This is a genomic window from Streptomyces sp. NBC_01092 (genome assembly GCF_045039535.1).
Taxonomy (GTDB): domain Bacteria; phylum Actinomycetota; class Actinomycetes; order Streptomycetales; family Streptomycetaceae; genus Streptomyces.
Genome location: NZ_CP108659.1, coordinates 7921462 through 7947110 on the forward strand (window position 1 = coordinate 7921462; position 25649 = coordinate 7947110).

Annotated in this window: 28 protein-coding genes; 17 read left to right on the plus strand and 11 right to left on the minus strand. The window is 70.3% G+C overall.

Annotated features, from left to right (window positions below; translation table 11 throughout):
* Positions 1-74 precede the first annotated feature (74 nt).
* A complete protein-coding gene (locus OG254_RS35990) occupies positions 75-1085 on the plus strand; it encodes a polyprenyl synthetase family protein (protein ID WP_405590253.1) in 1011 nt (336 codons plus the stop codon).
* Positions 1086-1154: 69 nt separating this feature from the next.
* Positions 1155-2225 (plus strand): polyprenyl synthetase family protein, encoded by a 1071-nt coding sequence (locus OG254_RS35995; protein WP_405590256.1) that lies wholly within the window; start codon positions 1155-1157, stop codon positions 2223-2225.
* Here OG254_RS35995 and OG254_RS36000 read toward each other — a convergent pair.
* The 7 genes from OG254_RS36000 to OG254_RS36030 form a co-directional block, all read right to left on the minus strand.
* Positions 2176-3558 (minus strand): hypothetical protein, encoded by a 1383-nt coding sequence (locus OG254_RS36000; protein ID WP_405590259.1) that lies wholly within the window; start codon positions 3556-3558, stop codon positions 2176-2178. The two genes, OG254_RS35995 and OG254_RS36000, sit on opposite strands and share 50 nt — an antisense overlap.
* Positions 3559-3563: 5 nt before the next feature.
* Entirely contained in the window at positions 3564-4145 is a 582-nt protein-coding gene (locus OG254_RS36005; protein ID WP_405590262.1) for a hypothetical protein, read from the minus strand.
* Between the two features lie 166 nt (positions 4146-4311).
* Complete coding sequence (locus OG254_RS36010; protein WP_405590265.1) at positions 4312-5145, minus strand: ABC transporter permease; 834 nt, start codon at positions 5143-5145, stop codon at positions 4312-4314.
* Positions 5142-5807 carry an ABC transporter ATP-binding protein gene (locus OG254_RS36015; protein WP_405590268.1) on the minus strand — a complete coding sequence of 222 codons (666 nt, stop codon included), beginning with the start codon at positions 5805-5807 and terminating at the stop codon, positions 5142-5144. The genes OG254_RS36010 and OG254_RS36015 overlap by 4 nt, the downstream gene beginning before the upstream one ends.
* Positions 5808-6038: 231 nt before the next feature.
* Positions 6039-6512: a protease inhibitor I42 family protein gene (locus OG254_RS36020; RefSeq protein WP_405590271.1), complete on the minus strand. Its 474-nt coding sequence runs from the start codon at positions 6510-6512 to the stop codon at positions 6039-6041.
* A 9-nt stretch (positions 6513-6521) separates the two neighbouring features.
* Positions 6522-6731: a hypothetical protein gene (locus tag OG254_RS36025; RefSeq protein WP_405590273.1), complete on the minus strand. Its 210-nt coding sequence runs from the start codon at positions 6729-6731 to the stop codon at positions 6522-6524.
* 22 nt (positions 6732-6753) lie between these two features.
* Positions 6754-8520: a SpoIIE family protein phosphatase gene (locus tag OG254_RS36030; RefSeq protein WP_405590276.1), complete on the minus strand. Its 1767-nt coding sequence runs from the start codon at positions 8518-8520 to the stop codon at positions 6754-6756.
* 380 nt (positions 8521-8900) lie between these two features.
* On the opposite strand from OG254_RS36030, the gene OG254_RS36035 reads away from it, so the two are divergent.
* Together OG254_RS36035 and OG254_RS36040 are read left to right on the plus strand one after the other, a co-directional pair.
* Positions 8901-9902: an acyl-CoA desaturase gene (locus OG254_RS36035; protein ID WP_405590278.1), complete on the plus strand. Its 1002-nt coding sequence runs from the start codon at positions 8901-8903 to the stop codon at positions 9900-9902.
* An 84-nt stretch (positions 9903-9986) separates the two neighbouring features.
* Positions 9987-10385 (plus strand): DUF5994 family protein, encoded by a 399-nt coding sequence (locus OG254_RS36040; protein ID WP_351186619.1) that lies wholly within the window; start codon positions 9987-9989, stop codon positions 10383-10385.
* Positions 10386-10432: 47 nt separating this feature from the next.
* Here the strand turns inward: OG254_RS36040 and OG254_RS36045 are convergent, their stop codons facing one another.
* Positions 10433-10990, minus strand: coding sequence for a DUF5994 family protein (locus tag OG254_RS36045; protein ID WP_405590281.1), 558 nt, complete (start codon positions 10988-10990; stop codon positions 10433-10435).
* A 372-nt stretch (positions 10991-11362) separates the two neighbouring features.
* On the opposite strand from OG254_RS36045, the gene OG254_RS36050 reads away from it, so the two are divergent.
* From OG254_RS36050 to OG254_RS36070, 5 genes are all read left to right on the plus strand, one after another.
* On the plus strand, positions 11363-11974 hold the full coding sequence (locus OG254_RS36050) for a DUF5994 family protein (protein WP_405590283.1): 612 nt from the start codon (positions 11363-11365) through the stop codon (positions 11972-11974).
* A 5-nt stretch (positions 11975-11979) separates the two neighbouring features.
* A complete protein-coding gene (locus OG254_RS36055) occupies positions 11980-12219 on the plus strand; it encodes a hypothetical protein (protein WP_405590286.1) in 240 nt (79 codons plus the stop codon).
* A gap of 128 nt (positions 12220-12347) precedes the next feature.
* Positions 12348-12719, plus strand: a complete 372-nt coding sequence (locus OG254_RS36060) for an STAS domain-containing protein (protein ID WP_405590288.1) — start codon at positions 12348-12350, stop codon at positions 12717-12719.
* Complete coding sequence (locus OG254_RS36065; protein ID WP_405590291.1) at positions 12716-13396, plus strand: hypothetical protein; 681 nt, start codon at positions 12716-12718, stop codon at positions 13394-13396. The genes OG254_RS36060 and OG254_RS36065 overlap by 4 nt, the downstream gene beginning before the upstream one ends.
* A 136-nt stretch (positions 13397-13532) precedes the next feature.
* The gene (locus OG254_RS36070; RefSeq protein WP_405590293.1) at positions 13533-13910 is read left to right on the plus strand and encodes a VOC family protein; all 378 of its coding nucleotides are present in this window, start codon (positions 13533-13535) and stop codon (positions 13908-13910) included.
* 43 nt (positions 13911-13953) lie between these two features.
* Here the strand turns inward: OG254_RS36070 and OG254_RS36075 are convergent, their stop codons facing one another.
* Positions 13954-14349: a winged helix-turn-helix transcriptional regulator gene (locus OG254_RS36075; protein WP_405590295.1), complete on the minus strand. Its 396-nt coding sequence runs from the start codon at positions 14347-14349 to the stop codon at positions 13954-13956.
* A gap of 147 nt (positions 14350-14496) precedes the next feature.
* On the opposite strand from OG254_RS36075, the gene OG254_RS36080 reads away from it, so the two are divergent.
* Complete coding sequence (locus tag OG254_RS36080) at positions 14497-15450, plus strand: NADP-dependent oxidoreductase (RefSeq protein ID WP_405595382.1); 954 nt, start codon at positions 14497-14499, stop codon at positions 15448-15450.
* Positions 15451-15497: 47 nt separating this feature from the next.
* Positions 15498-15818 (plus strand): NIPSNAP family protein, encoded by a 321-nt coding sequence (locus tag OG254_RS36085; protein WP_405590298.1) that lies wholly within the window; start codon positions 15498-15500, stop codon positions 15816-15818.
* A 126-nt stretch (positions 15819-15944) separates the two neighbouring features.
* Here OG254_RS36085 and OG254_RS36090 read toward each other — a convergent pair whose 3' ends face one another.
* Positions 15945-19196 carry a BTAD domain-containing putative transcriptional regulator gene (locus OG254_RS36090; RefSeq protein ID WP_405590300.1) on the minus strand — a complete coding sequence of 1084 codons (3252 nt, stop codon included), beginning with the start codon at positions 19194-19196 and terminating at the stop codon, positions 15945-15947.
* A gap of 238 nt (positions 19197-19434) precedes the next feature.
* Between OG254_RS36090 and OG254_RS36095 the strand changes: the two genes are divergently transcribed.
* The 4 genes from OG254_RS36095 to OG254_RS36110 all read left to right on the plus strand — a co-directional run bounded on the left by OG254_RS36095 (position 19435) and on the right by OG254_RS36110 (position 22819).
* Positions 19435-20331: an NAD(P)-dependent oxidoreductase gene (locus tag OG254_RS36095; RefSeq protein ID WP_405590302.1), complete on the plus strand. Its 897-nt coding sequence runs from the start codon at positions 19435-19437 to the stop codon at positions 20329-20331.
* Positions 20332-20530: 199 nt separating this feature from the next.
* Positions 20531-21733, plus strand: coding sequence for a cytochrome P450 (locus tag OG254_RS36100; RefSeq protein ID WP_405590304.1), 1203 nt, complete (start codon positions 20531-20533; stop codon positions 21731-21733).
* Complete coding sequence (locus tag OG254_RS36105) at positions 21730-21954, plus strand: ferredoxin (protein ID WP_405590307.1); 225 nt, start codon at positions 21730-21732, stop codon at positions 21952-21954. Before OG254_RS36100 ends, OG254_RS36105 begins: the two co-directional genes overlap by 4 nt.
* A 166-nt stretch (positions 21955-22120) precedes the next feature.
* Positions 22121-22819, plus strand: coding sequence for an SDR family oxidoreductase (locus tag OG254_RS36110; protein ID WP_405590309.1), 699 nt, complete (start codon positions 22121-22123; stop codon positions 22817-22819).
* A gap of 139 nt (positions 22820-22958) precedes the next feature.
* On the opposite strand, the gene OG254_RS36115 is transcribed toward OG254_RS36110, so the two are convergent.
* Positions 22959-23810, minus strand: a complete 852-nt coding sequence (locus OG254_RS36115) for a LuxR C-terminal-related transcriptional regulator (protein WP_405590311.1) — start codon at positions 23808-23810, stop codon at positions 22959-22961.
* Positions 23811-24024: 214 nt separating this feature from the next.
* On the opposite strand from OG254_RS36115, the gene OG254_RS36120 reads away from it, so the two are divergent.
* The gene (locus OG254_RS36120; RefSeq protein ID WP_405590313.1) at positions 24025-24213 is read left to right on the plus strand and encodes a hypothetical protein; all 189 of its coding nucleotides are present in this window, start codon (positions 24025-24027) and stop codon (positions 24211-24213) included.
* A 180-nt stretch (positions 24214-24393) separates the two neighbouring features.
* On the plus strand, positions 24394-25638 hold the full coding sequence (locus tag OG254_RS36125; RefSeq protein WP_405590315.1) for an ATP-grasp domain-containing protein: 1245 nt from the start codon (positions 24394-24396) through the stop codon (positions 25636-25638).
* Positions 25639-25649: the final 11 nt, after the last annotated feature.

The window sequence follows — 25649 nt, forward strand, 5'->3', positions numbered from 1 at the left end:
CAGGGCCGGCCGGCGGCCCCGGCCCCGACGCACAAGCGATTGACCTGGGCGTGGTGCAACGCCAGGTTGATGCGGTGCTTGAGGACTTTCTGGCCGAGAAGGCCCGGGCGGCGGCCGGCCGGGGGCATCCGGCGGAGGTGGTGCAGACCGTACGCGATTTCCTGGCGGCCGGCGGGAAGCGCATCAGGGCTCTGCTGTGTGTGATGGGCTGGCATGCCGCCGGTGGGCACGGGGATGCGACGTCGGCGGTGCGGGTGGCGGCGTCGCTGGAGCTGTTCGTGGCCTTCGCCCTCATCCACGACGACATCATGGACGACTCCGCCAGCCGCCGCGGCCGGCCCGCGGTCCACCGCGTGATGCGCGCCCGGCTCGGGGAGGGGGCGAGGGCTGAGCGGCTGGGCGCGGGCGGCGCGCTGCTGGTGGGCAACCTCGCGTTGATGTGGGCGCAGGAACTGTTGCATTCCGCCCGCCTGGAGTCCGGACGACAGCGGCTGGTCCACGGGTTGTACGACGCGATGCTGGAGGAGGTGATGTACGGGCAGTACCTGGACGTCATGGGTACCGGCCGTGGCGCCGACGACATCGAGACAGCCCTGCGGATCATCCGCTACAAGACCGCCACCGCGACGATCGAGCGGCCCCTGCAGCTGGGGGCCGCCGTCGCCGGGGCCGGTGAGGCCGTGATGGACACCTTCACCAGACTGGGTCTGCCGCTGGGAGAGGCGTTCCAGCTGAGGGATGACCTGCTGGACGTCTTCGGCAGCCCCGACGGCGCGTGTGCGCCGGGCCTGAGCGACCTGCGAGAGGGCAAGCGGACCGTTCTGCTGGCCCTGGGACTGCGATTGGCCGACCCGGTCCAGCGGGAACGGCTTGGCCACCTGGTGGGCCGCGCCGACCTGGAGGAACGTGAAGCGGCGGAGGCCCGGGACATTCTGCGGACGACCGGGGCACGGGAGCAGACCGAGCGGATGATCGCGTCCCGCTACGAACACGCGCTGCGCGTCCTGGACCGGGCGGGCTTCCCGCAGGACGCAGATCGCGCGCTGCGCGGCCTGGCCACCCGGGCCACCCAGTACACCTCCTGACACCTCGTGACACCGTCACTGCCGTAGGGCAACGACTGTGCCGTCCGACCTGAACAGAGGGAAGTCTTGATGACCGAGCAGGTCATGCAACGCGTCGCCGCATATGAGCGGCGCTTCAACGTGCTCTTCGAGGAGTACTTCGACACGTTGAGCGCCCGGCTGGACATCCCGTCGTTCAGCCGTTTCACCCCGGACTGCGTTGAGTTGCTGCGGGACGTCTCCTTGCGCGGCGGGAAGCGCTTCAGGGTCGTGGTCCTGAACGAGGCAGCTCGCCTGGTGACCGACGAACCGGTGGAAGGGCTGGACGCTGCGGCACTGAGCATCGAGCTGCTGCACATTTCCGGCCTGGTCCATGACGACATCATCGATGACGGTCCTGTCCGCCGGGGAGGTCCGTCCACCTACTACGCCTACCGTGAGCGGTTCCCCGAACACCCGCGGACAGCCATCGGTCTCACCGTGCTCGCGGGTGACCTCGCACTGGCGATGTCCCTGCAGGTGCTGCTGGAGGCGAAGGCGCCCGTGGCGGTGCGGCAGGCCATGGTCGAGGTCCAGACCCGGGCCGCGGCCGACACCTTCATGGGGCAGATCATCGACGTCGAGCGGGACTTCATGACCGCCCCGGACGAGGACGTTCTGCACCGCGTGGCCGACTACAAGTCCGCCCGCTACTCGATTCTCGCGCCCCTGCAGCTGGGACTGCTGGCCGCAGGGGAGCAGTCTTTCCTCTTCGAGAAGGACCTGCGTGACTACGCTCGTCTGTTCGGGATCAGCGAAACGATGCGCGACGACTACCTGGACCTGTTCGGGGAGGCCGCCAGTCTGGGCAAGCAGACGGGCACCGACATCCGCGACGGCAAGCACAGCTACACCGTCAACGCCCTGCTGGCGGCCGTCGATGGCCTGGAGCGTCGCACGGTCGAAGCCGCCCTCGGCGACTCGTCCTGCACGCCGGAAACCATCGCCGCCATCAGGGAGATCGGCGAACGCCACGGTGTGGCGGACCGAATGCGAACCGACATGCGCCACTACGCGCAGCAGGCGTCGGCGGTGGCAGCAGGCTGGCGGCCACGGTGGAGGGAGGAGGCGGTCACCTTCTTCGAGCAGCTGCCCCTGTGGAGCGTTGAGCGAGCCAGGTGACCAGTGACCGCACCACCGGTGTGACGCGCCCGGCCGGAGCGCGGCTCGCGGATGCGGGAGTGTCACCGGAGACGGGCGGAGCTGTGGCGTTCAGGTCCGCCAGGGCCCGGCGCCAGCGTTCGGGAAGGCCGTCGGCGCCGGGGAGAGCGGTGTCGATGCGGAAGCACACGCTGGTCGTGTCGCCGTAGGTCATTGCCACGACAGCGAGGGGCACGCCGGGCGGGCAGAACATGACGGGGTCGATCCGGTGCACTGCCGCTTCGCCGTAGTGCAGGCGCTGACGCATCACCAGGTTGGAGGCGCAGACGGTGAGTCGGCCCGGGACTGTGCTGACGTCGACGAGGCTTTGGAGCAGCCGCCGTGGAAGGCGGGTGATTGCGGCTCGCAGCACCGTCTTGTGTCCGGCGGACTTCAGCACAGGGGTGAGGGCTCGTGTACGTGCCAGTCGCCGGGCCACCGTCATGGGTCCGCCGGGCAGGTCGATCCGCATCAGGAACAGCCGATTGCCGGGTGCCGCCACTTCGTCGGGCGTGCGCAGGTTGACGGGCACCATCACAGGCAAGCCCGCGCGGGCGGCGCGGGGCCAGGCATCCCTGGCCCACTGGCTGATCGCATGGGTCAGCGCGCTGAGGTAGACGTCGTTGGTGCCGGCTGCGCCGGCGCGCGCTGCGGTGCGCAGGCTGTCGGAGGGCGCCTGGACCCACAGCAGGTGGCGGCGGCTGGACAGCGGATGTGCGGCGGACTGCCACAGGCCGTGCCGGCGTGCGTGCCGCAGCAGGTTCACGGTGCTGCGCGCGACCTGGCGCAGGCTGGGCCGGGCAGTCGAAGGAACGTCCCGGGTGAGCACGGAGAACTCCTCCCGCCGCAGCTGCGGCCCGAACAGTGTTTCCATGACCGTGACGATGTTGGCGCCGTCCTGGACGGCGTGGTGGGCGAGATACAGCAGGGCGAACTCGTCGGGCACGTGGCCGTGCAGCAGGACCATGCGCCAGGTGGGGGCGTCCTGAGGCCACGGTTCTCGCAGCCGGAGGCGCACCGCCTCCTCGAGAGCCGCCGGACCTTCGCTGATGTGCTGGGCGAGAACGTGCCGGCCCATGTCCGGGACGGCAGGCGTCCACCGTGCAGAGGGCCCGTCACCGGTCAGCATGTGCGTCAGACAGGGCAGGGCGTCAAGGCGGGCGGTGAGGTGCTCGCGCAGCCCGGCGAGATCGGGCACGGCGCCGCTCAGGTGCAGCACCATCCCGATCGTCGCGTTGGCGTCCGGGTGCTCCGCCAGCTGTTCCACCTTGACCATGGCAAGGTCGACAGGACTGGGGTCCAGAAACCGGCTCATCTTCCTCATCCCAGGTACGTGTAGAGGGGGGTGCTGACGGCCGCGCCGATCAGCACCCCGACGGCAACCTGGCCGACGGTGTGGCAGCGCAGCCGGACGCGGGACCAGCCGATCAGCACCACCAAGGGGGCCAGCACGAACGTCCAGGGGCCGAAGACCGTGGCCAGGACGGCCAGGGCGCCGGAGGCGACAGCGGAGTGCACCGACACCTTCCAGAAGAACGTGATCACCAGCAGGGCAAGCAGGACTGCGACCATCGCCGTCACCAAGGCCACCACCGCCACAGGAGCATCCAGCGCATACAGCAGTGCGGTGCCGGTGAGGACCGAGGCCAGCACGCCGGGGGCGGCCACGATGCGGTCCTGCCTGCGCCGCACATGCCGGTCGCCCCAGTACCGGCGGCGCTCACCGAGGTGAAGGATCAGCGTGGGCAGCACCGCGGTGAACAACGCGGCGAGGGCTCCCCAGCGAAGGCCGGCCCAGCCGTTGGCATGCCAGCCCAGCAGTGGGGCCAGGATGAGCATCCAATTCCGGGGCTCGCCGCCGTCACTGAGCAGCCATGCCCAGCGCGCTTCACCGCGTGGCACCGGCTCATCCGCAGCCGCCTGGGCAGGGCCGACACCAGGAGGGGCTGATACGTCCGGTGGAGCGGCCGAAGCCTGGTTGCCTCGCGACACTCGATACGTCCCCCCTCCGCAAGGTGTTGCCGCCGTGTCGGCGTCCCTCGTCCAAACGAGGCGCTCACCAGGCCGGTCACGGCACCGGCGCGGTCTGCTCGACGCCCGTCGATGCTGTTCGGGTCGCCGCACGCGGCCGGCGGCTGCGGGTCCGGGTCCGGGTCCGGGTCCGGGTAGTGAACGCGGCCATGCCCAGGGCGGCCAGGCCCACCGCCCAGCCTCCGCCCAGCAGCAGGCAGCTGACCGGCACCACCTCCAGACCGGCCGCGGCCACCGAGGTCTGAACCGCTGCGTAGGCCGGAAGGAAACGCACCACGAGACTGTCCGCGTCCGGATTGATCAGCGGGTTCTGCAGCACCTGATCGATGGAACTGATCATGATGGCGAGGAACATGCCGGCCAGCTCACTGCGCACCACGGCCGCCAGCACGATCCCGATGCTGCCGTAGACCAGGGCGCCGGTGAACATGCCCGCGGCGAGCACCAGGGGCTGCTCGGGCTGCCAGAACGGACGCATCCACGCGGTGGTGTAGGCGGCGACCACGGCCGCGACCAACAGGAGCGCGGTGCACTTGGCGAGCGCCAGACACGAGCGGGGATATCCGGCGCGCACCAGACGCTGGTCGAAGAGCGCGGAGCGGGCTGTGGCGACGAACATCATGAACGCCATGACCAACGAAAGGGCCTGCAGCGCACCGTTGATCTGGAGCAGGATATTGCCGTCCATGACCACCGTGCGGCCGACCGGCCGGATATGGAACCGCAAGGGGGCTGACGCCACCACGGTGAAGGCCAGCGTGGTCCACAGCGGCACGAACAGGACCACGATGAGCAGCGCCAGCCGGTTACGGGCCTGCTCGATCAGCGCGAAACGCAAGGCCGTACGGAAGCAGGACCACCACCGCGTCATACCGCCCCCTTCCCCGGTTCGGTCTGCTCCGCCTGCCGCAGTACGCCTGCCTCAAGGCGGTACAGAATGTCCAGGCGCGAAGCGTCGTAGGCGAGATGGGAAACCACGAGCACCGCGCAGCCCCTGTCGCGCAGGGCCGCGGCCAGGTCCCAGAACCGGAGATAGGTCTCCCAGTCGAAGCCCTGGTACGGCTCGTCCAGAAGGAGCACCTGGGGATCGTGCATCAAAGCGAGGACCAGGTTGAGCTTCTGGCGTGTGCCGCCGCTGAGGACGGCCACCCGCTCGTGCCGGTAGTCGCGGAAGGTCAGCTCCTGCAACAGCTCGTAGGCTCGGGTCAGATCGCTGATGCCATAGGCCGCTTGGAAGAACTGCAGGTGCTGCTCGACGGTGAACGCCTGGTGGAGCACGGTCTCCTGCGGGCAGCAGCCCAGCCGGCCCGCCCGCTCCACGGTGCCGCTGTCTGCAGCGAGGTCTCCGGCCAGGATGCGCAGCAGGGTGCTCTTGCCGGCCCCGTTCTCGCCGACGATGCCCACCAGTTGGCCCGGATAGAGATCCAGCGACACCCCGCGCAGGACAGGACGCTGCCGGTAGGCCTTGCATACATCCCGCACGCCCAGTACCGGACCAACGGTATTCACCGCTCCATCCACCCCCACCCCCATCGCCTCCCCGCGCCTGACCGAGGGGCGGGAACCCGTGGTGCCCCGCACGGACCCCGGCCCAGTCGTGCAACGACAACGGCCGTTCACGGGACACGACCGATGGGGGCAGTCAGCGACCCGGACCAGGCACGCCGGGTGATCGCCCTGCGGACGAACTCGCCCAGGTGCTCATGTCCGACTGCGCCAGCTCGTCGTCGGTCCGGCCGGGAGGCGAGGTCTGCGGCGCGGAGGTCATGGCTTCCCCACGGTGACGGTGTACGTGTGGATGGTGGCCCGGTAGTTCTCGTCGGGGGTGGGGCTGCCGCTCGGGACAGGAGACGCGGTGACGGGACCGCCGGCATCGCCGCCGCCGGCGCAGGCACCGTGCGGGCACTGGATGAGCCGGATCTTCGTCGTGCCCGGACCGACGGCCTTGAAGTCGAAGAAGTCCGTTCCGCTCCCGCTGCCGACGGCGTCGTCGTCGGCCTCGATCTCCTCCCGCTCGTCCGTCTTCCGGACGACATCAGGGTCGGGCTCCGGCGACGTCAGGTACCACCATTCCCCCATCGCGGTCTCGACCGGAACGGACAGCGTGTACTCCTCGCCCTCATCCACCTGTATGTGCTTCTCACCCAGCTCGTAGGTGTCCGGCCCGGTGAGGCCGCAGCCCGCGAGCACGGTCATCAGCAGGGCGGGAAGGGCGAGTCGGCGCAGGGCGCTGGTCATGACACTCACTCATCGGTCGGCGGGCAGGTGGACGGCGTACGCGTCGGGCATGCGGGAGTCGGATGCCTTGTCCATGCGGTCGTCCGGTTTGCCCTCGGCAACTGAATTCTCGATGTGGAGACGGTCGCGGAAGGCGTGGGGGTCGTTCGCCTGTCCGGACGGTCCGCCGGTCAACTCCAGGGCGTAGACGGGAGTGCCCAGGGCCCCCAGCGCACTCACCGCTCGCTCATCGCGTCCTCTGTCACAGCGCCGGCAGACGCAGGGCGAGCAGGGCCACGTCGTCGGTGCTGCCGGGCGGCATGCGGGCCAGCAGCTGGTCGCACAGCGTGTCCAGCGGGGCGTGGGCGAGCGCGAGGGCGTGGCTGCGCAGCCGGTCCAGGCCGGTGTCGAGGTGGCTGCCGGGGACTTCGATCAGGCCGTCGGTGTAGAGCAGCAGGGTGGAACCCGGCGGCAGGGGGTGCGTGGCGTCCGGCCGGCCCACGCCGGTGTCCACGGGGGCGCCGAGGATGAGTCCTTGTCCGGCTTCGAGGTACTGCGCGTGTCCGCCGGGGGTCAGGAGGAGAGGCGGCGGATGTCCGGCGCTGGTCCACCGCAGTGTCCATGGGCCGGTGTCCGGGTGGCCCTCGACCTGCGCGAAGACCAGGGTGGCCATGGGGACGGTGGTGATGGCGGGCAGGGCGTCGTCGAGGCGGTCGACGACGGCGCCGGGCGGTCCGGTGTGGTCCCAGGCCAAGGACCGCAGGATGCCGTGCAGTTGGGCCATCCCGGCGGCCGCGGTCAGGTCGTGGCCCACGACGTCGCCGATGACCAGCGCGAGCGTGCCGTCCTTCAGCTCGAACGCGTCGTACCAGTCGCCGCCGACCTGGGAGCCGGCGGGGGCGGGCTGGTAGCGGGCGGCCAGCCGCAGACGGCCGGGCTGGGGCAGCGGGGCGAGCAGGTTGCGCTGCATGGCCTCGGCGACCGCGCGCTGGCGACCGAACCGCCGTGCGTTGTCGATGACCAGACCGACCCGGCGGCCGATGTCGCTCACCACCTCCAGGTCGGCGGCGTCGAAGGGGTGCACCGGATCGGTGCGCACCACCGTCAGGGCGCCGGTGATCTGCTGACTGGAGCCCAGCGGGACCGTGATGGCGGACGTCGCGCCCACCGTCCGCAGGAAGTCGCTGTGGGCGGCGGCCAGGGGAGAGCCGGGCGGTGCGGTCGTCTCCGCCTCGTTCTGCGCGTCCTGTGCGCCCTGCACACTCTGCTCGTTCTGCAGCACGGGATCACCTCCGTGCAGCACCTGGACAAGAGCTGAGCGGTCCGCCCCCGCGGTCTCGGGAAGGCGCTCCCGCCCGCCCTCCAGCCCTGCGTCCCGGCCCGCGGGGCCGGTCACCGCCACCCGGTGGACCTGCCCGGAACCGGTCCGGAGGTCCACCGCCGCCCAGTCGGCGAGGCGAGGAACCAGCAGGCGGCCCAGCCGGGCGAGGGCATCGTCGGTCTCCAGGGTCTGACCCAGAACGTCGGTGATCTCCGCGACCAGCGTCAGCCGCTCGTTGAGGTCCTCCAGAGCACTCGTATAGGCCGCACGCTCCCGGCGCGCGCTGCGGTCGCCCGTGATGTCGGTGAACAGCACGGCCATGCCCTTGAACGAGCCGCCGTCCGTCAGGGGAGAAGCGGACCACGAGATCGTGACCAGGCGACCGTCACCGCGCACGTAGCTGTCGCCCTCCCCGCGCGCGGCGGCCCCCTCGGCCATCGCCCGGAGCAGCGGGCACTGCTCGCGCAGGAGCGTGCCGCCGTCCGTGTCCCGGTGCAGCAGCTCGTGCGCGTCCTTCCCGCGGATCGCGCGGGTGTCCCGGCCCAGCAGCCGTTCGGCGGCCGAGTTGACGGCGACGATCCGGCCGGCCGGATCCACCACCATCAGGGCTGTGCTCAGCTGCTCGACGACCTGCCGCCAGAAGTCCGGCTCGGCCGCCGGCCACGACCGCCCCTCACCTCCCGCACGGGGGAGCGCATCCTCCACCACGCCGCCCTCCTGCCATGGCAGCCTCCCACCGAAGACTGCGGGCACATCAGGGGAACCGACACGTCAGTACCGATGGTCCTCTGACGGGAACCCGCTCGCACGGCCGACACGAGATCCTGCCCACGACCAGTGGGTTTCATCGGGGGCTCTGTCCGTGTGAACGCGATGCCGCTTCTGAAACAGACGTGGCTGTCGCACGGGCGGGAGTACGGTGGACGGCACGAAGACTTTTCGTATGCCGGAATTTCCGACCGGTCCCGGACCGTCGTCCCGTGTTCCGGAGTTCTCCGGACCATGTGCCTTCTCCAGCACGTCACCGTCCTCATATGGGCAGCCCGTGACCCCGGCCGCGCATCCGCATCCAGGCCGAGGAGCCAGGTATGCCATTCAGTCCGAGCACGTCCACGACGGTCAAACCGTCGGATCCCGCCCCGCCGCCCCAGGGCTACGACGGGACGTCCCCCTTCCCGCCGGACGGCCCGGCGCCCGCGCGCGACGGCGGTGAGCGGCTGTACGTCACGGTGACGGCGGTGATCGTCATCCTGCCGTTCGTGGCGATCGGTCTCGCCGGCTGGCTGCTGTGGGGGAGTCTCATCCGTCCCGCCGACATCGTGCTCGCCGTCGTCCTCTACACGATCACGGGCCTCGGCGTCACGGTCGGCTTCCACCGCGGCCTCACCCACGGCGGCTACCGGGCCGTCCGTCCCGTGCGGATCGCGCTCGCGGTGGCCGGATCGATGAGTTTCCAGGGCGACGTCATCGGCTGGGTCGCCACCCACCGCCGCCACCACGCGTTCACCGACCGGCCCGGCGACCCGCACTCCCCGTACCGCTACGGCACGCATCTGCGCGGCCAGTTGCGCGGTCTGCTGCACGCCCACGTCGGCTGGCTGTTCCGCAACGACCGTACGCCGCCGGACCGTTACGCCCCTGACCTCCTCGCCGACCGCGACATCCGCGCGATCGCCCGCGCCTTCCCGGCGCTGTGTGTCCTCACGCTCGCCCTGCCGTTCGCGGTGGGCTGGGCCATCGGCGGTACATGGGTGTACGGCGTAACCGCCCTGCTGTGGGCGGGACTTGTGCGCATCGCGCTGCTCCACCACGTCACGTGGAGCGTGAACTCCCTCTGCCACATGATCGGTGAGCGCCCGTTCCGCACCCGGCGCCACGACCGGGCCACCAACCTGTGGCCCCTCGCCCTGCTCTCGTTCGGCGAGAGCTGGCACAACCTCCACCACGCCGACCCCACCAGCGCCCGCCACGGCGTCGACCGTGGCCAGATCGACCCCTCCGCCGCCGTCATCCGGCTCCTCGAACGCCTCGGCTGGGTGCACGACGTGCGCTGGCCCACCGCGGACCGGGTCGCCGCCCGCCGCGCCTGACACCGGTCACACGCCTTCCCGTCTCCCTCTCTCCCCCTCTCCTCCTCTCCCACCTCCGCGGCACGGCGCTCGACAGGAGCCTTCATGACCACCGCACTGCAGCCCCCGCTTCCCTCCCACCCCCTCCTGCGCATGCGCCTGGCCCCGCACGGCGGCATGCCCCGGCCCATCGACGGAGCGTGGTGGCCCCGTTCGTACGACTTGCTGGTCGAACTCCCCCGGCTGCTGGCCGGGTTGCCGCGCGCGTGGGGTCACATCACCAGCGTCACCGTCAACGGGGCGACGTGGTCCGCGATGCCCGGCCGGATGCTCGTCGTCAACGAGGTCGTGCGACTGCGCAGGACCGTGGCGGCATCCGCCCCGCACACGATCGTCCTGCTCGCCCCCGGCCGGGGACGCTGGGACCTGCTGGTCGTGCCTCCGGATACGACCGAGGAGGCCGCGGAACCGCTCATGGCAGCCGCCGCCGGCGATCCCGTGTGACGCCACCCGCCCCTGCGCTGCCCGGCCGCGGCGCGTCGCGCGTGCAGTCACAGCCCGACAGTGCGTTGTTGATTCCGGCCGTGTGACGGGAAGGCAGCGCCGCTCCGGTCCTTCCCGGCCCGCGCCCTGCTTCCGTGGCGGGCCCGTTCCGCCGTCATGAGCGCGGTCGCGGTCGCGGTCTTCGGCGGACCGGTGTCCGCACTCGCGGCGGACATCAGCCGGGCGGCCGAGGAGGCTCCGGTCTCCGGGGGGATCACCAGGAGGTCCCATCGGCCCGCGGTGTAGGACAGCAGAGTGATCCCGTGCGGATCCAGCTCAGAGGTGAACCAACCGACCTTCACCACATGGCCGTTGACGAAGATCCGGGGCGGGAGGATCGGCCAGTGGCGGGAGTTCACCGCGATACGGGTGATCCGCCCCCACAGCGGATCCAGCACGTCCGCCAAGGCGGAGAGCTCGCTCGGCAGGTCACGTGAACGGGGCCACCAGGCGCCGTCCAACTCGGCGGGCCCCGCGGAAGAGCTCTCGGATCTCAACGCGAGGCGCGCGGTCGGGGCACGGAAGGGAACGGCTCGTAGCGGGGAGTGAGAGGTGGTCGCGGACATCGCGCGAACCTGTCTCCGGACTCCTGCGCGAGAGCAGCTGCCCGGTGTCGTCGCTCACCGGGAACGGCACCGGCATCGGAGCCGATGTGCGGAGTGCTCCCGACGACTTCACGCTACTCCCCGAAGGAGCCGGGCGGACCGGACGACGTCGGCGAGTGCAACGGGATGGTCGGACTGTTGCCCCTGGGGCGTAGGCCCCGTGCAGGGACGCATGGGACCGTTTCTCCGTTGGCCATACCATCCGTTGAGCCCGTCCGAGGAGTAGGCTGCAATTACCGAGGATATTTCGCGCACAAGCTTCCAAGCTGGTGTCGTTTTCGGCGATTGAATACGCCGGGCCGGTCATGACCGGCCCGGGGCAGGGTTCGCGTCATGACTGCGACCATTTCCCTCCCGCCGACAGCCGAAGCCCAAGCCGAAGCCGATGACCGTGCGTCCTCCTCGTCCGCTCTCCGCCTGTCGCTCGCTCCCACCGGCCCCGCACCGTCTCTGCTGGACGGCGCCTGGTGGCCCCGCTCCCGCGATCTCGAGTCCGAACTCCCCTCCCTGACGGCCGTACTGGATCCGTTGTGGGGGCGGATCACCCGGGTCACGGTGAATCCCACCCACTGGCCGGTCGTTCCACGCAAGGTGTCCGTCGCCGGGCACGTGGTGAAGGTGGGCTGGTTCCTGGCCGAGCAGGACCCGCACGAACTGCTGTTGCTCTCGTACCGCATGGGCCGCTGGAACCTCCTGGTGGTCCCGCCGCAGACGACTCCCGTCTCCGCCGCCTGGCTGATGGCCGCCGCGAGCGACCCACTGGGCACATCGACCGCGAGCCGGTTGATGGAGGAGGCGGCACGCTTGCGGACGGTGTCCGAGACGGACCGGGCCGTGGAAGCCGTCTGGGACTCCGAAGGTGGCCATGAGGCCCGCGATCCGGCCGCACGTCCCCGGATCCCGACCGTGACCGCCGCGTTGCCGCATCAGCCGATCGGGAGGTGAGGACCATGCAGACATTCGTGGTCGTGGTCGTGACTCTCGCGATGATCGCCTTCGGGGCGCTCCTCATCCACTTGCTCAACTTGCAGCACAGTGGCCGCATCGCCGCCTTCCACTACGGCCGTTCCGGGATGCCGATCCCAGGACCGGACCCGTTGGCTCCGCGGAAGGCCCACGGCCGGGCGGGAGCGAGCGGCACCGCACGCCGCCGCGCCTCTCGTGAGGACGGCCCGAGCCGACCGAACTGACAGCACCGACCGAACTGACAGCACCGCCCGCAGCCCAAGACCCCGGCCGCCGCACCGCACATGACAGGCCGGGGTCTTCCCGTGTCCTGTGCCTCCGACGGGTACTTCGCACGTCGAACCGAGGAGCCATGCCTCACCCACAACTGAGCGTCCACCGGCACGACCGCGCCACTCGCGCGCTGATCACCCTCGCAGGAGAGATCGACCTGGCCACCGCCCCGCTCGTGCGCGCCGCACTGGCCGCATGCATGCGCGACGGCATCCGCACCGCCGACGTCGATCTCACGGCGGTCACCTTCTGTGACGGCAGCGGACTCAACGCCTTCCTCACGGCATCCCAGCTCGCCACGGATGCAGGAATGACCGTCCAACTGCACTATCCGCCACCTACCTTGGCCCGCATCATCGAGATCACCGGCTCCGGCTTCCTGCTCCATGAGCTCCACGCAGTTCGACGGCCGTCACGCCGGGTTCCGGCTGCCGTGGGCGGTGCACCGTGACGGCGCCGCTCCGCCGGGAGCGGCCAGCGGTAGGGGGAAGCACATCGACTCCCGCCCACGCGGTACGTCTGCGCCGACTGAACCGCTGGCAGGCCGAGACCCTGAGGGAGGACCTGGCCGACCTGTACGTGGAGTCCTCGCGCGCGCAGGCAGGCCAGGAATACCGAGGCCGGGAGGCGTTTCTGCGGCGGCTCACGCGCGACATCCGGCGGGCCGGATTCGCCCTGCTGATCGCGGAGGACACGGCCTTCGCCGGGTGTGCCTACGGATTCCCCGTACCGCGTGAGGGGACCTGGTGGAGGGGGTTCGACGGGCCCCTTCCGCAGAGCGTCGAACAGCTCACCGCGTCCGGCCACGTCTTCGCGATCACCGAGATCGTGGTGCATCCCCATACGGACGACCAGGGCCTCGCCCGCAGGCTCCAGGAACGGCTGCTCGCCGACCACCACGCCTCGCTCGGGGCGACACTGGTCGACCAAGCCGACGCTGCGGCCTTCGGCGCCTTCCTGTCGTGGGGATGGCGCGACATCGGGGCGATCCGTCGGCCGTCGGATCCCCTGGTCCTGCGGCCGTCGGCCCCTGTGCTGCTGCGGGCTCTGGTCCTTCCCCTCGGCTCACGCACGTCTGCCCGCCCGGACGGCCTGGCTCACGAAAACCGCACCCAACGGCCCGAGTGACGACCAGCGTGTGGGCGAGGGGCTTGACGGCCGGGGAGAGGTTTTCGACGCTGCCGTCCACCGGATCGCCGACGACCGTGATCAGATCGGGCTGCGTTACGTTGAGGGTGTCCCGCACGCCACAGGAGGTCATGCCGTGACAACGCCCGACCAGTACGCCAGCGTCCGGTACATCGTCGATGACGTCCAGGCGGCCGTCGACTTCTACACCACCCATCTGGGCTTCACCCTCCGCAGCAACCCGGCCCCGGCCTTCGCCGACGTCGTGCGCGGGCCGCTGCGGCTGCTGCTGTCCGGCCCGGCCAGCTCCGGCGCCCGCGCGACTCCCAACGGCACCGGCCCCGGCCGTAACCGGATCCATCTGATCGTCGACGACCTCGACATCGAGGTCGACCGGCTCCGCGGTGCCGGCCTTGCCTTCCACGGCGATGTGGTCTCCGGCCCCGGCGGCCGTCAGATCCTGCTCGCCGATCCCGCGGGCAACCTCATCGAGTTGTTCGAGTCGGCCCGCTAGCCCAGGGCGTCCGCACCAGCACGGAACCGGATGGTCGCGGCCTCTACGTGCACACCGTCTTGTCCGGCGTCCCGTCCGTCCCGTGCGTCGTGTTGTCGAGGTTGTCCTCCACCCAGGTCCGCAGGAGGCGTAGCGGTACGGCTGCGCTGTGGCCGAGGGTGGTCAGGTCGTACTCGACGTGCAGGGGCACCGCGGGGTAGACGGTGCGGTCGACGAGGCCGGCGCCCTCCAGGCGGCGCAGGGTCTGGGTGAGCACCTTGGGGCTGACTCCTTGAAGGAGTCGCTGCAGGGCGCCGAAGCGTTGGGGGCCGTCTTCCAGGGCTCCGATGGCCAGGGCCGACCACTTGTTGGCCAGCAGGTCCAGCATGGCGCGGCAGGGGCACTGGGCCGCGTACACGTCGTGGTCGGTGTGTTGCCCGGTCAGGCACTGGGTGGTCACGGAGACGCTCCTCAGCTGCATGCTTCCCATCGGGAAGTAGATTCCCTTGATGGTAACCACCTACCTCGGCATACGGTCAACACCGCTGAACCGTAAGGCCGATACGCGGCCTTACGGACGATTTCAGGGAGTTGACGTATGTCTACGATGCGCGCGGTGGTGCAGCACGCCTTCGGCGGCCCGGAGGTCCTGCAGGTGCAGGAAGTGCCGCGGCCCGTGCCGCTGCCGACCGAGGTTCTGGTGCGGGTGCACGCCGCCGGGATCAACCCGGTCGACTGGAAGACCCGGGCCGGCGGAGGCATGGCCGGCGTGCTCGGCGAGCCGCCGTTCACCCTGGGCTGGGACGTCTCCGGCGTCGTGGAGGAGATCGGCTTCGGCGTGACCGCCCTCAAGCCGGGCGACGAGGTGTACGGGATGCCCTGGTTCCCCCGAGCCGCGGGCGGCTACGCCGAGTACGTCACCGCCCCGGCCCGCCAGTTCGCCCGTAAGCCCGCGAACATCAGCCACGAGCAGGCCGCCGCCGTACCGCTCGCGGCCCTCACCGCCTGGCAGGCCCTGGTGGACACCGCCGGCATCCGGCCCGGCCTGCGCGTGCTGATCCACGCCGCCGCCGGAGGCGTCGGACACTTCGCCGTCCAGTTCGCCAAGCACCTGGGCGCCCAGGTCACCGGCACCGCCAGCCGCCCGCGCCACGACTGGCTCACCGAGCTCGGCGCCGACGAACTCATCGACTACACCGCGGTCCGCTTCGAGGAATCCGCCAAGGACATCGACGTCGTCATCGACCTCGTCGGCGACGCGCACGACAACACCAGCACTCGCTCCCTCGACGTGCTGCGCCCCGGCGGACTGATCGTCGCGATCCCCGCGGGAGTCTCGCCCGAACTCCTCGAGGCGGCGCAGTCCAGGGGGCTGCGCACCAGCCCGTTCCTGGTCGAACCCGACGGCCCGGCCCTGACCCGCATCGCCCACCTCATCGACTCCGGCGAGGTGAGCGTGGAGGTCGAGGAGGTCTTCCCGCTGGAGCAGGCGGCCCAGGCCCATACTCGCGGCGAGAGCGACCGCACCCGGGGCAAGCTCGTGCTGCGCGTCTCCTCCTGACCGCCGCCGAACCGCCCCACTGATTCCACGACTTGGAGGAGTTCGCCGTGTTCTACGAGCTTCGGCGCTACCGGACCCGACCCGGACGCCGGGACGAATGGGTCCGCTACATGGAAGACGTCGTCATCCCGTTCCAGACGTCGAAGGGGATGACGGTCACCGCGTCCTTCATCGACGAGGAGGACCAGGACGGCTACGTCTGGATCCGCCGGTTCGACGACGAGGCGCAGCGCGAGGAACTGTACGCAGCCGTCTACCAGAGCGAACGCTGGCAGGGCGAGATCGGCCCGGCCGTCGAGGACCTGTTGATCCTGGACGAGATCGCGGTCACTCGCGTGGCCCCCACACCGCGCTCCGCGCTGCGCTGACGTCGGCACCCGTCCATGAAAGCGTCCCCATGGACGGCCTCGTACCGCATCGTCGGCCACGGCTGGCTCTGGGGCCATGCGGCATGTGGCGGCCGCGCGCGGGCAGTTGGGCATCCGGACGACCGGTCACCGTGACCCTGGCCGCCCCGCCTCCGCCCTCGCCTGAACCTCGTGGTCCTGTCGGGTGCCGAGGGTGAACTCGTGGGTGTAGGTGGGCTCGTCGATCGTGCCGCGCAGGCGGGTGGCGATGCGTTTCACGTCGCCCTGCTCCGCCGGGGGGTGCGGGGCGCCGGCCCGTTCTCTCGTCGCAGCCGCCGTGCCGAGCAGGCGGATCGCCCGCTTCGGGGACCCGGCCAGGGAGTACGCGCCCGCCAGGCCTTCGAGGGCCAGGGCCACCGAGCGGGGGTCCTTGGTCGTCACGGCGGCCGTGAGGCCGTCCCGGTGGTGTGCGAGCGCGCGGGCGGTGTCGCCGCGCTGCTCGGCGATGAAGCCCAGTTCGGCCAAGACCAGCGCGAGGCCCGGGCCGTCGCCGCGCCGGCGGTTCCAGTCGAGCCAAGGCCGCAACCACTCCTCGGCGGCGACGAGCCGGCCCCGGCGTCGGGCGCTCAGCGCGAGACCCAGTGCGGCGAACTGTTCGGCGGGCCGGTTGCCCTGTTCGGCCGCGAGCCGCAAGGCGCGCGTGTGCAGGTCGTCGGCCTCGTCGTAGCGCCGGGTGAGCAGGGCGATCCTGCCGAGGCCCGACAGCTTCGTCGACATCTCGGGCCATGTCTCCAGGGCCTGGGTGATCCGCAGGCTCTCCCGGTGCAACTGGGCCGCCCGGTCGTAGTCGCCGTTGATCTCGGCGAGCCTGCCGAGCAGGTCCGCCGTCTGCAACCGGCCCCACAGGTCGCCCAGTTCCGCGAAGTGGGCGCGGGCGTCCTCGGCGTTGTCGCGCAGCCCCTCCAGGTCGCCGCGCGCCAGGGCGAAGCACGCGCGCGTGGTCAGCGCGGCAGCCATGCCCCACGCGTCGCGCAGGGTGCGCAAGCGGACCAGGACGTGCTCGACCCGCTGCTCGCCCTCGGCCAGCGCCCCCACCGTCCACTGCGCGTGCGCCAGGAACCACTGTGCCCTGGTCGACTCCAGGGCGGACTCGGGCGGGTACTCCTCCAGCCTGTCGCTCTCCCGCTCGTGCTCGCCGAGCAGCAGGCGGACGCCGGTGTACCAGAAGACCGCCTCCACGCGCTCCTCGGGCGCGGCGTCGCCGGGTATGTCCAGGGCCGTTGCCAGCGCCCGGCGGGCCTCGCCGAGCCGGCCGCGGACGTACCAGTGCCAGGTCAGCGAGTTGACCAGGCGCAGCGCCTCCTGCGCGGCCCCGGCCCGGGCCGCCTCGGCCAGCGCGCGCTGCACATTGGCCGCCTCCGGATCGAGGTACTGGAACCACAGGGCCTGCTCCCGCTCGTGCAGATGCGGCCGGGCGCGCTCGGCGAGGCGGACGTAGTGGCGCAGATGCCGGGCGGCGGTCCCGGCGTACTCGCCGGACTCGGCGAGCTTGTCGCGCGCGTAGACCGCGACGGACTCCAACAACCGGTAGCGCGGACCGCGCGGTCCCTCGCCGCGCACGGCCAAAGAGCGCTCCACGAGCAGGCTCAGCGCGTCGAGGACGTCGGCGGGAGACATGCCGCCGCCCGAGCACACGTCCTCGGCGGCCTCAAGGCCGCATCCCTCGCTGAACACCGACAGCCTGCGCAGCACGGTCCGCTCGCGGGCGTCGAGCAGGCCCCAGCTCCAGTCGAGCGTGGCCTGCAGCGTCCGGTGCCGTGAAGGGGCGTCCCGGTAGCCGCTGTTGAGGACCCTGAAGCGGTCGTCGAGACGGTCGTGCAGCTCCCGGATACCCAGCGAGCGCACGCGGGTGGCGGCCAGTTCCAGCGCGAGCGGGATGCCGTCCAGGCGCCGGCACACGGCCGCGACGAGGGGCGCGGTGGTGGCATCCAGCACGAACTCTGGGTCCGTCGCGGTGGTCCGGTCCACGAAGAGGCGTACGGCGCCCGCACTCGCCAGGGCGTCGAAGTCCGGCCCGTTTACTGGGGGCAGCGACAGCGGTGCCACCGGATACACCGTCTCGTCCCGGGTGCGCAGCGGTTCCTGGCTGGTCGTCAGGATGTGCAGGTGCGGTGCCCGGCCCAGCAGCAGCCCGGCCAGCTGGGCGGCGGCCTCCACGACGTGTTCGCAGTTGTCCAGCACGAGCAGCAGTCGCCGGCCGGCCAGCGCGTTCGCGAGGCGGTCCGTCGGGCCCTTGCAGTCGTCGTCCGAGGCGTTCTCCCGGATCCCCAGCGTCGCCATGACCTGCTCGGCCAGCGACTCCACACCGGCGAACCGCCCCAGGCCCCCGGCGTCCGCGAGCTCCACCAGCCAGGTGCCCTCGGCGAACGCGCCCGCCAGGCTCTGCGCCGTAGCCTGGGCGAGGCGGGTCTTGCCGACCCCTCCCGGGCCGGTGAGCGTCACCAGGCGGCGCCGGGAGAGCAGCGTCCGGATCGCCCGGAGGTCCTGGTCGCGGCCCACCAGGGGCGAGCCCGAACCGGTCGGTCCCGGCCCCAGCGGCACTGCCGTGGCTGGCTGTGCGGCCGGCTGTGCGGGTGGCTCCGGCCGGGTCAGGACCGGGTCGTGCCGCAGGATGGCCTGTTGCAGTGCCTCCAGGGGCGGGCCGGGCGTGAGCCCCAGCTCCTCGTCGAGCCGGCGCCGCAGGTCGTTGAAGTGGTCGAGCGCGTCGGAGGAGCGACCCGCCCGGTACAGCGCCCACATCAGCGCGCCCCGCAGCCCCTCGCGTAACGGGTGCCGCGCCACCAGCTCGGTCAGCTCCCCGACGAGCAGGCTGTGCTCGCCCAACTCCAGCCGCACCCCCGCGTGTTCCTCGACCGCGGTGAGGCGCTCCTCCTCCAGGCTCGCCGCCGTCGGCCGTACCCACGGCTGATCGGCGAACTCGGCGAAGGCGGGGCCGCGCCACAGCGCCAGCGCCTCGGCGTACAGCGCGGAGCGCGCCAGGGGATCCTCGACGGCCCTGGCCCGGGCCACCAGTTCGCGGAACCGCCCGGCGTCCAGCGCGTCGGCGGGGATGACCAGGACGTATCCGGGCGGCTGGTGCGCGAGCAGTTCGCGGCCGCCCGCCTCCGCGTCCTCCAGGGCGCGCCGCAGCTGGGACACCTTGGCCTGGAGCGACGCCGTGGGCCGCGCCGTGAACGTCGAGCCGCCCCACAGATCCTCGATGAGCCGGCCCGCCGGGACGACCTGCCCGTGGTGGGCGAGCAGGTCCGCGAGGAGCATGCGGACCTTGACTTCGGGTACCCGCACGACGCGTCTGGCGTCCGTGCGCACCTCCAGCGGCCCGAGCACCCCGAATTCCATGATCTCAGCGTAACCGGCCGTCACACGGGGCGACTTGCGAGGAGAAGGGCTCGGTCAGCGGCCAGAAGTGCGCCTTCGCAGCGATTGCGAATTCGTCCGAAGTGAATCCGAATTCGTCCGAAGTGAATCCGAAGGGGCACATGCCAGCCTTCCCGGAGGAATGCGGTTCGGCGGCGGAATGGCTCGCCCCGCGTGCCGGACCGTTCTGCACACCACTTCGTACTGGAGGAACTGATTCATGGGTGACAACCACACCTCGGTGTCGGTGCTCGGCCTCGGCCTGATGGGGCAGGCCCTGGCCGCCGCCTTCCTGAAGGCGGGTCACACCACCACCGTGTGGAACCGTTCGGCGGACAAGGCCGACGGCCTCGTCGCGGACGGCGCGGTGCTCGCCGCGAACCCCGCCGACGCGGTCGCCGCGAGCGACCTCGTGGTCGTGTGCGTGTCGACGTACGACGTGGTCCACGACGTCATCGGCTCGCTGGGCGACGCCCTGCTCGGCAAGACCCTGGTCAACCTGACCACGGGCTCCTCCGAGCAGGCCCGGCGGACCGCCGAGTGGGCGCGGAAGAACGGCGTCGAGTACCTCGACGGCGCCATCATGATCACCCCGCCCGGCATCGGCGCCGAGACCTCTGTCCTCTTCTACGCCGGTGACCGCGCCGTCTTCGACGCCCACGAGCCCGTCCTGATACTCCTCGGCGGCGGCACCACCTACCTCGGCACCGACCACGGCAAGCCCGCCCTGTTCGACGTGTCGCTGCTCGGCCTGATGTGGGGCGCCCTCAACAGCTTCCTGCACGGCGTCGCCATCGTGGAGACCGGCGGCGTGAAGGCGCAGGACTTCCTGCCGTGGGCGCACCTGTGGCTCGACGCGATCAAGATGTTCACAGCCGACTACGCCGCGCAGATCGACGCAGGCGACGAGAAGTTCCCGGCCAACGACGCCACCCTGGAGACGCACCTGGGCGCGCTCAAGCACCTCGTCGAGGAGAGCGAGGCGCTCGGCGTCGACAGTGAATTGCCCAAGTACTCCGAGGCGTTGATGGAGGGCATCATCGTCCAGGGCCACGGCGGGAACAGCTACGCCAGCGTCGTCAAGGCGTACCGCCGGCCGAACCGGCCGAACCAGTGACCGGTTCCGGTGAGAAGCCCCCAGCATTGCCTTCGCCGCCGTTCATTGCAACGCATCGTTGCATTCGAGGGCAGCGTCATTGCATCGAATTGGCGCCCACTACCTGGGACTTCAACTCCTGTCTGATTGACGTGATTCTGAATGCAACGTAGCTTTCGGAATGTTGAAAACACGTCGTATCGCGAGATGAGGATTGGTCATGAGCGAGTCCCTCCACACCGTCGCGACGCTGCCGACGGAGCGTCCGCCCGGCTGCCCCTTCGACCCGCCCGCAGAGCTGCTCGACGCCCGCCGGCACGGACCCATCAGCCGCTACACGCACATCGGCGGAAAACCCGGCTGGCTGATCACCGGATACGACCTGGTCAGGTCCGTCCTGGCAGACCCGCGGTTCAGCTCACGCAAAGAGCTCCTGAACGTGGGCGACTTCGAGGTTCCTCCGGCGCCGCCCGGCGAGTTCCTCCTCATGGACGAGCCGCAGCACGGGCGCTATCGCAAGCCGCTGGTGGGCAAGTTCACCGTACGCAGGATGCGACTTCTCACCGAGCGGATCGAGCAGATCACCGCCGACTGCCTGGACGCCATGGAGGAGGCAGGGCCGCCGACGGACCTGGTGACCGCGTTCGCCAAGCCCATCCCCACCATCGTCATCTGCGAGCTGCTGGGGGTGCCGTACCAGGACCGGGGCTCCTTCCAGGAGCAGATCGACACGTTCATGGGAGGGGAGACGAGCGACGAGGAGCTGATAGCGGCCTACACGGCGACCCAGGAGTACCTCGCGGAGCTGGTGACCGCCAAGCGCGCGAACCCCACCGACGACGTGCTCAGCGAACTCACCGACAGCGATCTGAGTGACGAGGAGCTGAAGGGGATCAGCCTGATTCTGCTGGCGGCCGGATTCGACACCACCGCGAACATGCTGTCCCTCGGCACCTTCGCGCTGCTGCAGAACCCGGCGCAACTGGCCGCGCTGCGCGCCGATCCCGCGCTCACCGACACGGCCGTGGAGGAGCTGCTGCGGTATCTGAGCGTCGCCAAGACGTTCATGAGGACGGCCCTTGAGGACGTCGAGCTGGACGGCCGGACCATCGAGGCCGGCACGACGGTCGTTCTGTCGTACAACACCGCCAACCGCGACCCCGAGCGCTTCGCCGACCCCCATGCGCTCGACCTGCGCAGGCAGGACGTGAGCGGGCACCTGGCCTTCAGCCACGGCATCCACCAGTGCCTGGGCCAGCAGCTGGCCCGGGTCGAGATGCGGGTCGCGTTCCGCGCGCTGATCGACCGGTTCCCCACGCTGCGCCTGGCCGTACCGGCCGAGGAAGTCGGCCTGCGCCCGGAGACCGCGGACATCTACGGGGTGAAGAGCCTCCCGGTCACCTGGGACAAGGCGCAGTCATGAGGCCGCCTCTCCACCTGCGCGTCGACCGTGAGCTCTGCATCGGCGCCGGCATGTGCGCCCTGACCGCCCCCGAGGTCTTCGACCAGGATCCCGACGACGGCCGCGTGCTCCTGCTGCACACCGAGCCGCCCACCGCCCATCGCACGGCCGCGCGGATGGCCGTCGGCGTCTGCCCCTCCGGGGCGATCACCCTCCACGAGGCGGAATCCGGCGGCTGCTGAGCCGCTTGCGGCTCTTCAACTACCCTTACGGCGGCCGTTCGTCCGTGACCGCGTCCCGGGATCGGCAGCGGCCCTGAGCCGGCCGACGTCATGTGCCGACCCGCGTTCATCGACACCTGGAACCCGGCGGGCCGCCGATGTCCGCCCTCAACGAGGAGGCCGTCCCTTGGAACCCGTCACGCTGATCACTGGCGGTTCGACCGGAATCGGTGCCGCCACCGCCAGCGCTCTGCTCAAGCAGGGCCACCGCGTGGCCGTCACCGGCCGCGACGCCGATCGGCTGGCCGCCTTCGCCGCTTCCGCAGGCGCGGGGGAGCGGCTGATCACGCTCGCCGGTGACGCGAGCGACGAGGACCACCTCGCCTCCGCCGTGCGTCAGATCGTGGGCTCCTGGGGCCGGTTGGACACCGTCATCGCCAACGCCGGGTTCTCCCTGCCCGGCACCCTGGAGAACCACGACCCCGAGGCGATGCGCGCCATGGTCCTCACGAACGTCCTCGGCCCGGCTCTGCTGGTACGGGAGACGCTGCCCCACCTCAGGGAGTCCAAGGGCCGGATCGTGATCGTCGGCTCGGTCGCCGGCGTCCGGAACACGCCCGGCAACCTGTACTCGGTCACCAAGTGGGCCGTGCACGCCCTGGCCGAGAACACCCGGCTGCTGGTCTCCAAGGACGGAGTCGGCGTCACCCTCGTCGCCCCCGGCGTCGTGGACACCCCGTTCTGGGACAAGCGCGGCGGGACCCCTCAGGCGGCACCGGTGATGACGGCCGAGCAGATCGCGGACGTGATCGTCTTCGCCATCAACCAGCCCGAGGGCGTGGACATCAACCACCTCACCATGCGCCCGGCCGGCCAGGTCGGCTGACGCTTTCGCCACCGACACCGCCCGCGTGTCGATCGCCCGGCAGGCCGCAACGGCCCGCCGGGCAAACCGCCACCGATTCAACGTCGAAGCGCGAAGTCACAGCACGAAGTCACGGCACACGGAGTCACAGCACACGAAGTCACAGCACGAACGTCGTACCGTTCCTGCCCAGCAGATAACCCATCTGTAAGCGGTTGCGCGCGCCCAGTTCCTGCTTCATGGACGCGATATGCGTCTGCAGCGACCGCTCGCTGATACCGAGTCGCCGGGCTATCTGCTTGTCCGGATAACCCTCGACCAGCAGGCGCTTGATGGACGTGCGGATTGCGGGAATGACCTCGTCCGCCGCTTTCGCCGCGTGGTGCGGCACGAACGGGAAGGGCTGGGCCCGGTCCCACGACCGGTTGAAGGTGTCGCGCAGGAACCGCACGACGGCCGGCTCCCGCACCGCAGCCGCGGACGTGCGCTCCTCGTTCGTGGCGATGAATGCCACGTCGTCCACGATGACGAGCCGGTCGAAGAACTCGTCGAGTGTACGAACCGAAGCCCCGAGCCTTGTCACCTCTCGCACGTATTCCTTGGTCGCCTCATCGAAACGCGTGCTGTGCTGATAAAGTGTCCGCATTGCGGCACCCGCAGAGATATGACGCCGTACGCTTTCCAGCGCGTCTTTGAGGACTCCACTCGGGCGGGAACCGTCCGGCTGTGCGGTGAGAATTTCCCGCGTAGCGCCCGAAAGAGCTTCGCCGATTGCCTCAGCGATATCGGACAGGCCGTGGATGTAGCGGATGTCCGATCGCCGGCCGCTGTCTTCCGGCAACGCGTTGTTCAACCGGCGGACGTGTTCATGTGTGAGTCGGCTCAGATCTGCGAGATGTTCGACCATTCCGCGGAAGAACTTTTCCGGCTCCGTCGAGCTGCCCGACGGTGCGGTGAGATGGTGGTCGTTTTGTGTCTTTTCTTCACCTTCTGAGTCGTTTGCGACCTTCACTCGGCCCCCTGGTTATGCCCGTTTTGCATGATTATGGACCATGCGGTTTCCGGTACTGCGGAAACCCGAACCATCTTAGTGCTTTTCCTGCCGGGTGGGGCCGCGAAATATTGGAGGCACCGAAAGGTCTCTGGGGGGAGAGATCCGGTCCAACCTCCCTGCCAGTTGAGCAAACTGAATGAGGAGCTTGGATTTCATGTTGAAGGATCTGCGAGTGTCCACTCGCGCCGCCCGTCCCGTGTTCCGCGGCAACGTCGCCGGCGCGGCCTTCGCGTTAACCCTCGGTCTCGGCCTGTGGTCGGTGGCCTCGGTCGGAGTTCCGACGGCGGAGGGCACCGGCTCGGCCTCGGTGTACGCCGGAGACGTCGGCTGGAACGGGGCAAAGCCCGGCGTTGCCGCCTGACCCCGAATCGCGCCACGGATGAACCGGCGTCACGTATGGGCGGCACCTGTGTAGCTGCTCGGAAACAGGACCGGTAGGTCGGGCGGAATATCGACCCGTCAACCTCCCCGGATTACCGAGGATTTGCGCGACATTTCGCGGCCCGATGTCATTCACCGAGCTAGATTTCGAGGAACTACTGTGTCTTATCGTGTCCTGGTGGTGCAGCCGGCGTTCTCCGCGAACGCCTATGTCGTGCATGCCCGTTCCCTTGGCTGGGACGTCGTGGTGGCCTCCTATGAGAACGAGGGCCGCAAAGTCGCCGACGCCGTGCGATCTCTGGCGACCGAGATACTCACGGTGGACACCAACGACAACGCTGCCCTGGAGGCAGCCGTCGAGCGTGCCCACCAGCGCAACCCGATCCATGCCGTTGTCGCCGGCGGCGAGTACTACGTGCCGGCCGCCGCGCTGTTGTCCGCCCGGCTCGGACTGAGGGGTCTGGACCTCGCAGCCGTCGACAACGTCCGGCACAAGGCGCGGATGCGCGAGGCGGTGGCCGCGGCCGGCCTGGAAGTTCCGAAGTTCACCGTGGTCCGCGAGCTGACGGAGATCGACGAGGCCTGCGCGTACGTGGGCTTCCCCGCCGTCATCAAGCCGGTCGACTCCGGCGGCAGCGTCCACGTCTCGCGCGTCGACAGCGTGGAAGAGGCCCGCGCGGCGATGGCCGCGATGCACGCCGAGGAAGGGCTCGAGTTCGACCGGGCGCTCACCACCGACGCGATCCTCGAACAGTACGTGCCCGGTACGGAATACAGCGCGGACGGCTATGTGCGCGACGGCGAAGTCGTCGTCGTGGCCGTCACGCGGAAGCTGCTCGGCCCCGAGCCGCGCTTCCTGGAGCTCGGACACCTCACGCCGGCTCCGCTCGACACTCCCACCCGCGACGAGATCGCCTCGTACGCGACGAGCGTCGTCGAGGCCGTGGGGATCACGACGGGGCCGTTCCACTGCGAGCTGCGTCTCGACGACGGCCGCCCGGTCCTCATGGAGGTGGCCGCACGCCTGCCCGGTGACAAGATCACCGAGCTCATGGAGATGGCCACCGGCCTGGCGCTGCCGGGACGGGTCCTCGCCGACCTCACCGGCGCCGATCCGGTGAGCGCGCAGGCGCACCGGGAGCCGGTCGCCAAGGCGGCCGGAATTCGCTTTCTCACAGCGGGCGGAGCGGGTTCGTACACGCGGCTCGACGGCTGGGAGGAACTGACCACCGAGCCGTGGGTCGTGGCCAGTCCTGTCCTCATCGCACCGGGCGCCGGCATCAAGACGGATGAAGCGGACTACAGCTGCCGGATCGCCGCCGTCGTGTTCACCGCGGATTCCCCCGAAGAGGCCCACGAACGCTGGTCCGAGATCGGTGACCGTGTGCGCGTTCTCGGCGCCTGAAATGGAAGGGA

Coding starts and splice junctions, on each gene's coding strand:
- OG254_RS36040 (WP_351186619.1), top strand. CDS start 9,987: ATGACCACCGCACTGCAGCCCCCGCTTCCCTCCCACCCCCTCCTGCGC.
- OG254_RS36000 (WP_405590259.1), bottom strand. CDS start 3,558: ATGAGCCGGTTTCTGGACCCCAGTCCTGTCGACCTTGCCATGGTCAAG.
- OG254_RS36020 (WP_405590271.1), bottom strand. CDS start 6,512: ATGACCAGCGCCCTGCGCCGACTCGCCCTTCCCGCCCTGCTGATGACC.
- OG254_RS36095 (WP_405590302.1), top strand. CDS start 19,435: ATGGGTGACAACCACACCTCGGTGTCGGTGCTCGGCCTCGGCCTGATG.
- OG254_RS36050 (WP_405590283.1), top strand. CDS start 11,363: ATGACTGCGACCATTTCCCTCCCGCCGACAGCCGAAGCCCAAGCCGAA.
- OG254_RS36100 (WP_405590304.1), top strand. CDS start 20,531: ATGAGCGAGTCCCTCCACACCGTCGCGACGCTGCCGACGGAGCGTCCG.
- OG254_RS36055 (WP_405590286.1), top strand. CDS start 11,980: ATGCAGACATTCGTGGTCGTGGTCGTGACTCTCGCGATGATCGCCTTC.
- OG254_RS36080 (WP_405595382.1), top strand. CDS start 14,497: ATGCGCGCGGTGGTGCAGCACGCCTTCGGCGGCCCGGAGGTCCTGCAG.
- OG254_RS36060 (WP_405590288.1), top strand. CDS start 12,348: ATGCCTCACCCACAACTGAGCGTCCACCGGCACGACCGCGCCACTCGC.
- OG254_RS36015 (WP_405590268.1), bottom strand. CDS start 5,807: ATGGGGGTGGGGGTGGATGGAGCGGTGAATACCGTTGGTCCGGTACTG.
- OG254_RS36035 (WP_405590278.1), top strand. CDS start 8,901: ATGCCATTCAGTCCGAGCACGTCCACGACGGTCAAACCGTCGGATCCC.
- OG254_RS36010 (WP_405590265.1), bottom strand. CDS start 5,145: ATGACGCGGTGGTGGTCCTGCTTCCGTACGGCCTTGCGTTTCGCGCTG.
- OG254_RS35995 (WP_405590256.1), top strand. CDS start 1,155: ATGACCGAGCAGGTCATGCAACGCGTCGCCGCATATGAGCGGCGCTTC.
- OG254_RS36090 (WP_405590300.1), bottom strand. CDS start 19,196: ATGGAATTCGGGGTGCTCGGGCCGCTGGAGGTGCGCACGGACGCCAGA.
- OG254_RS36045 (WP_405590281.1), bottom strand. CDS start 10,990: ATGTCCGCGACCACCTCTCACTCCCCGCTACGAGCCGTTCCCTTCCGT.
- OG254_RS36105 (WP_405590307.1), top strand. CDS start 21,730: ATGAGGCCGCCTCTCCACCTGCGCGTCGACCGTGAGCTCTGCATCGGC.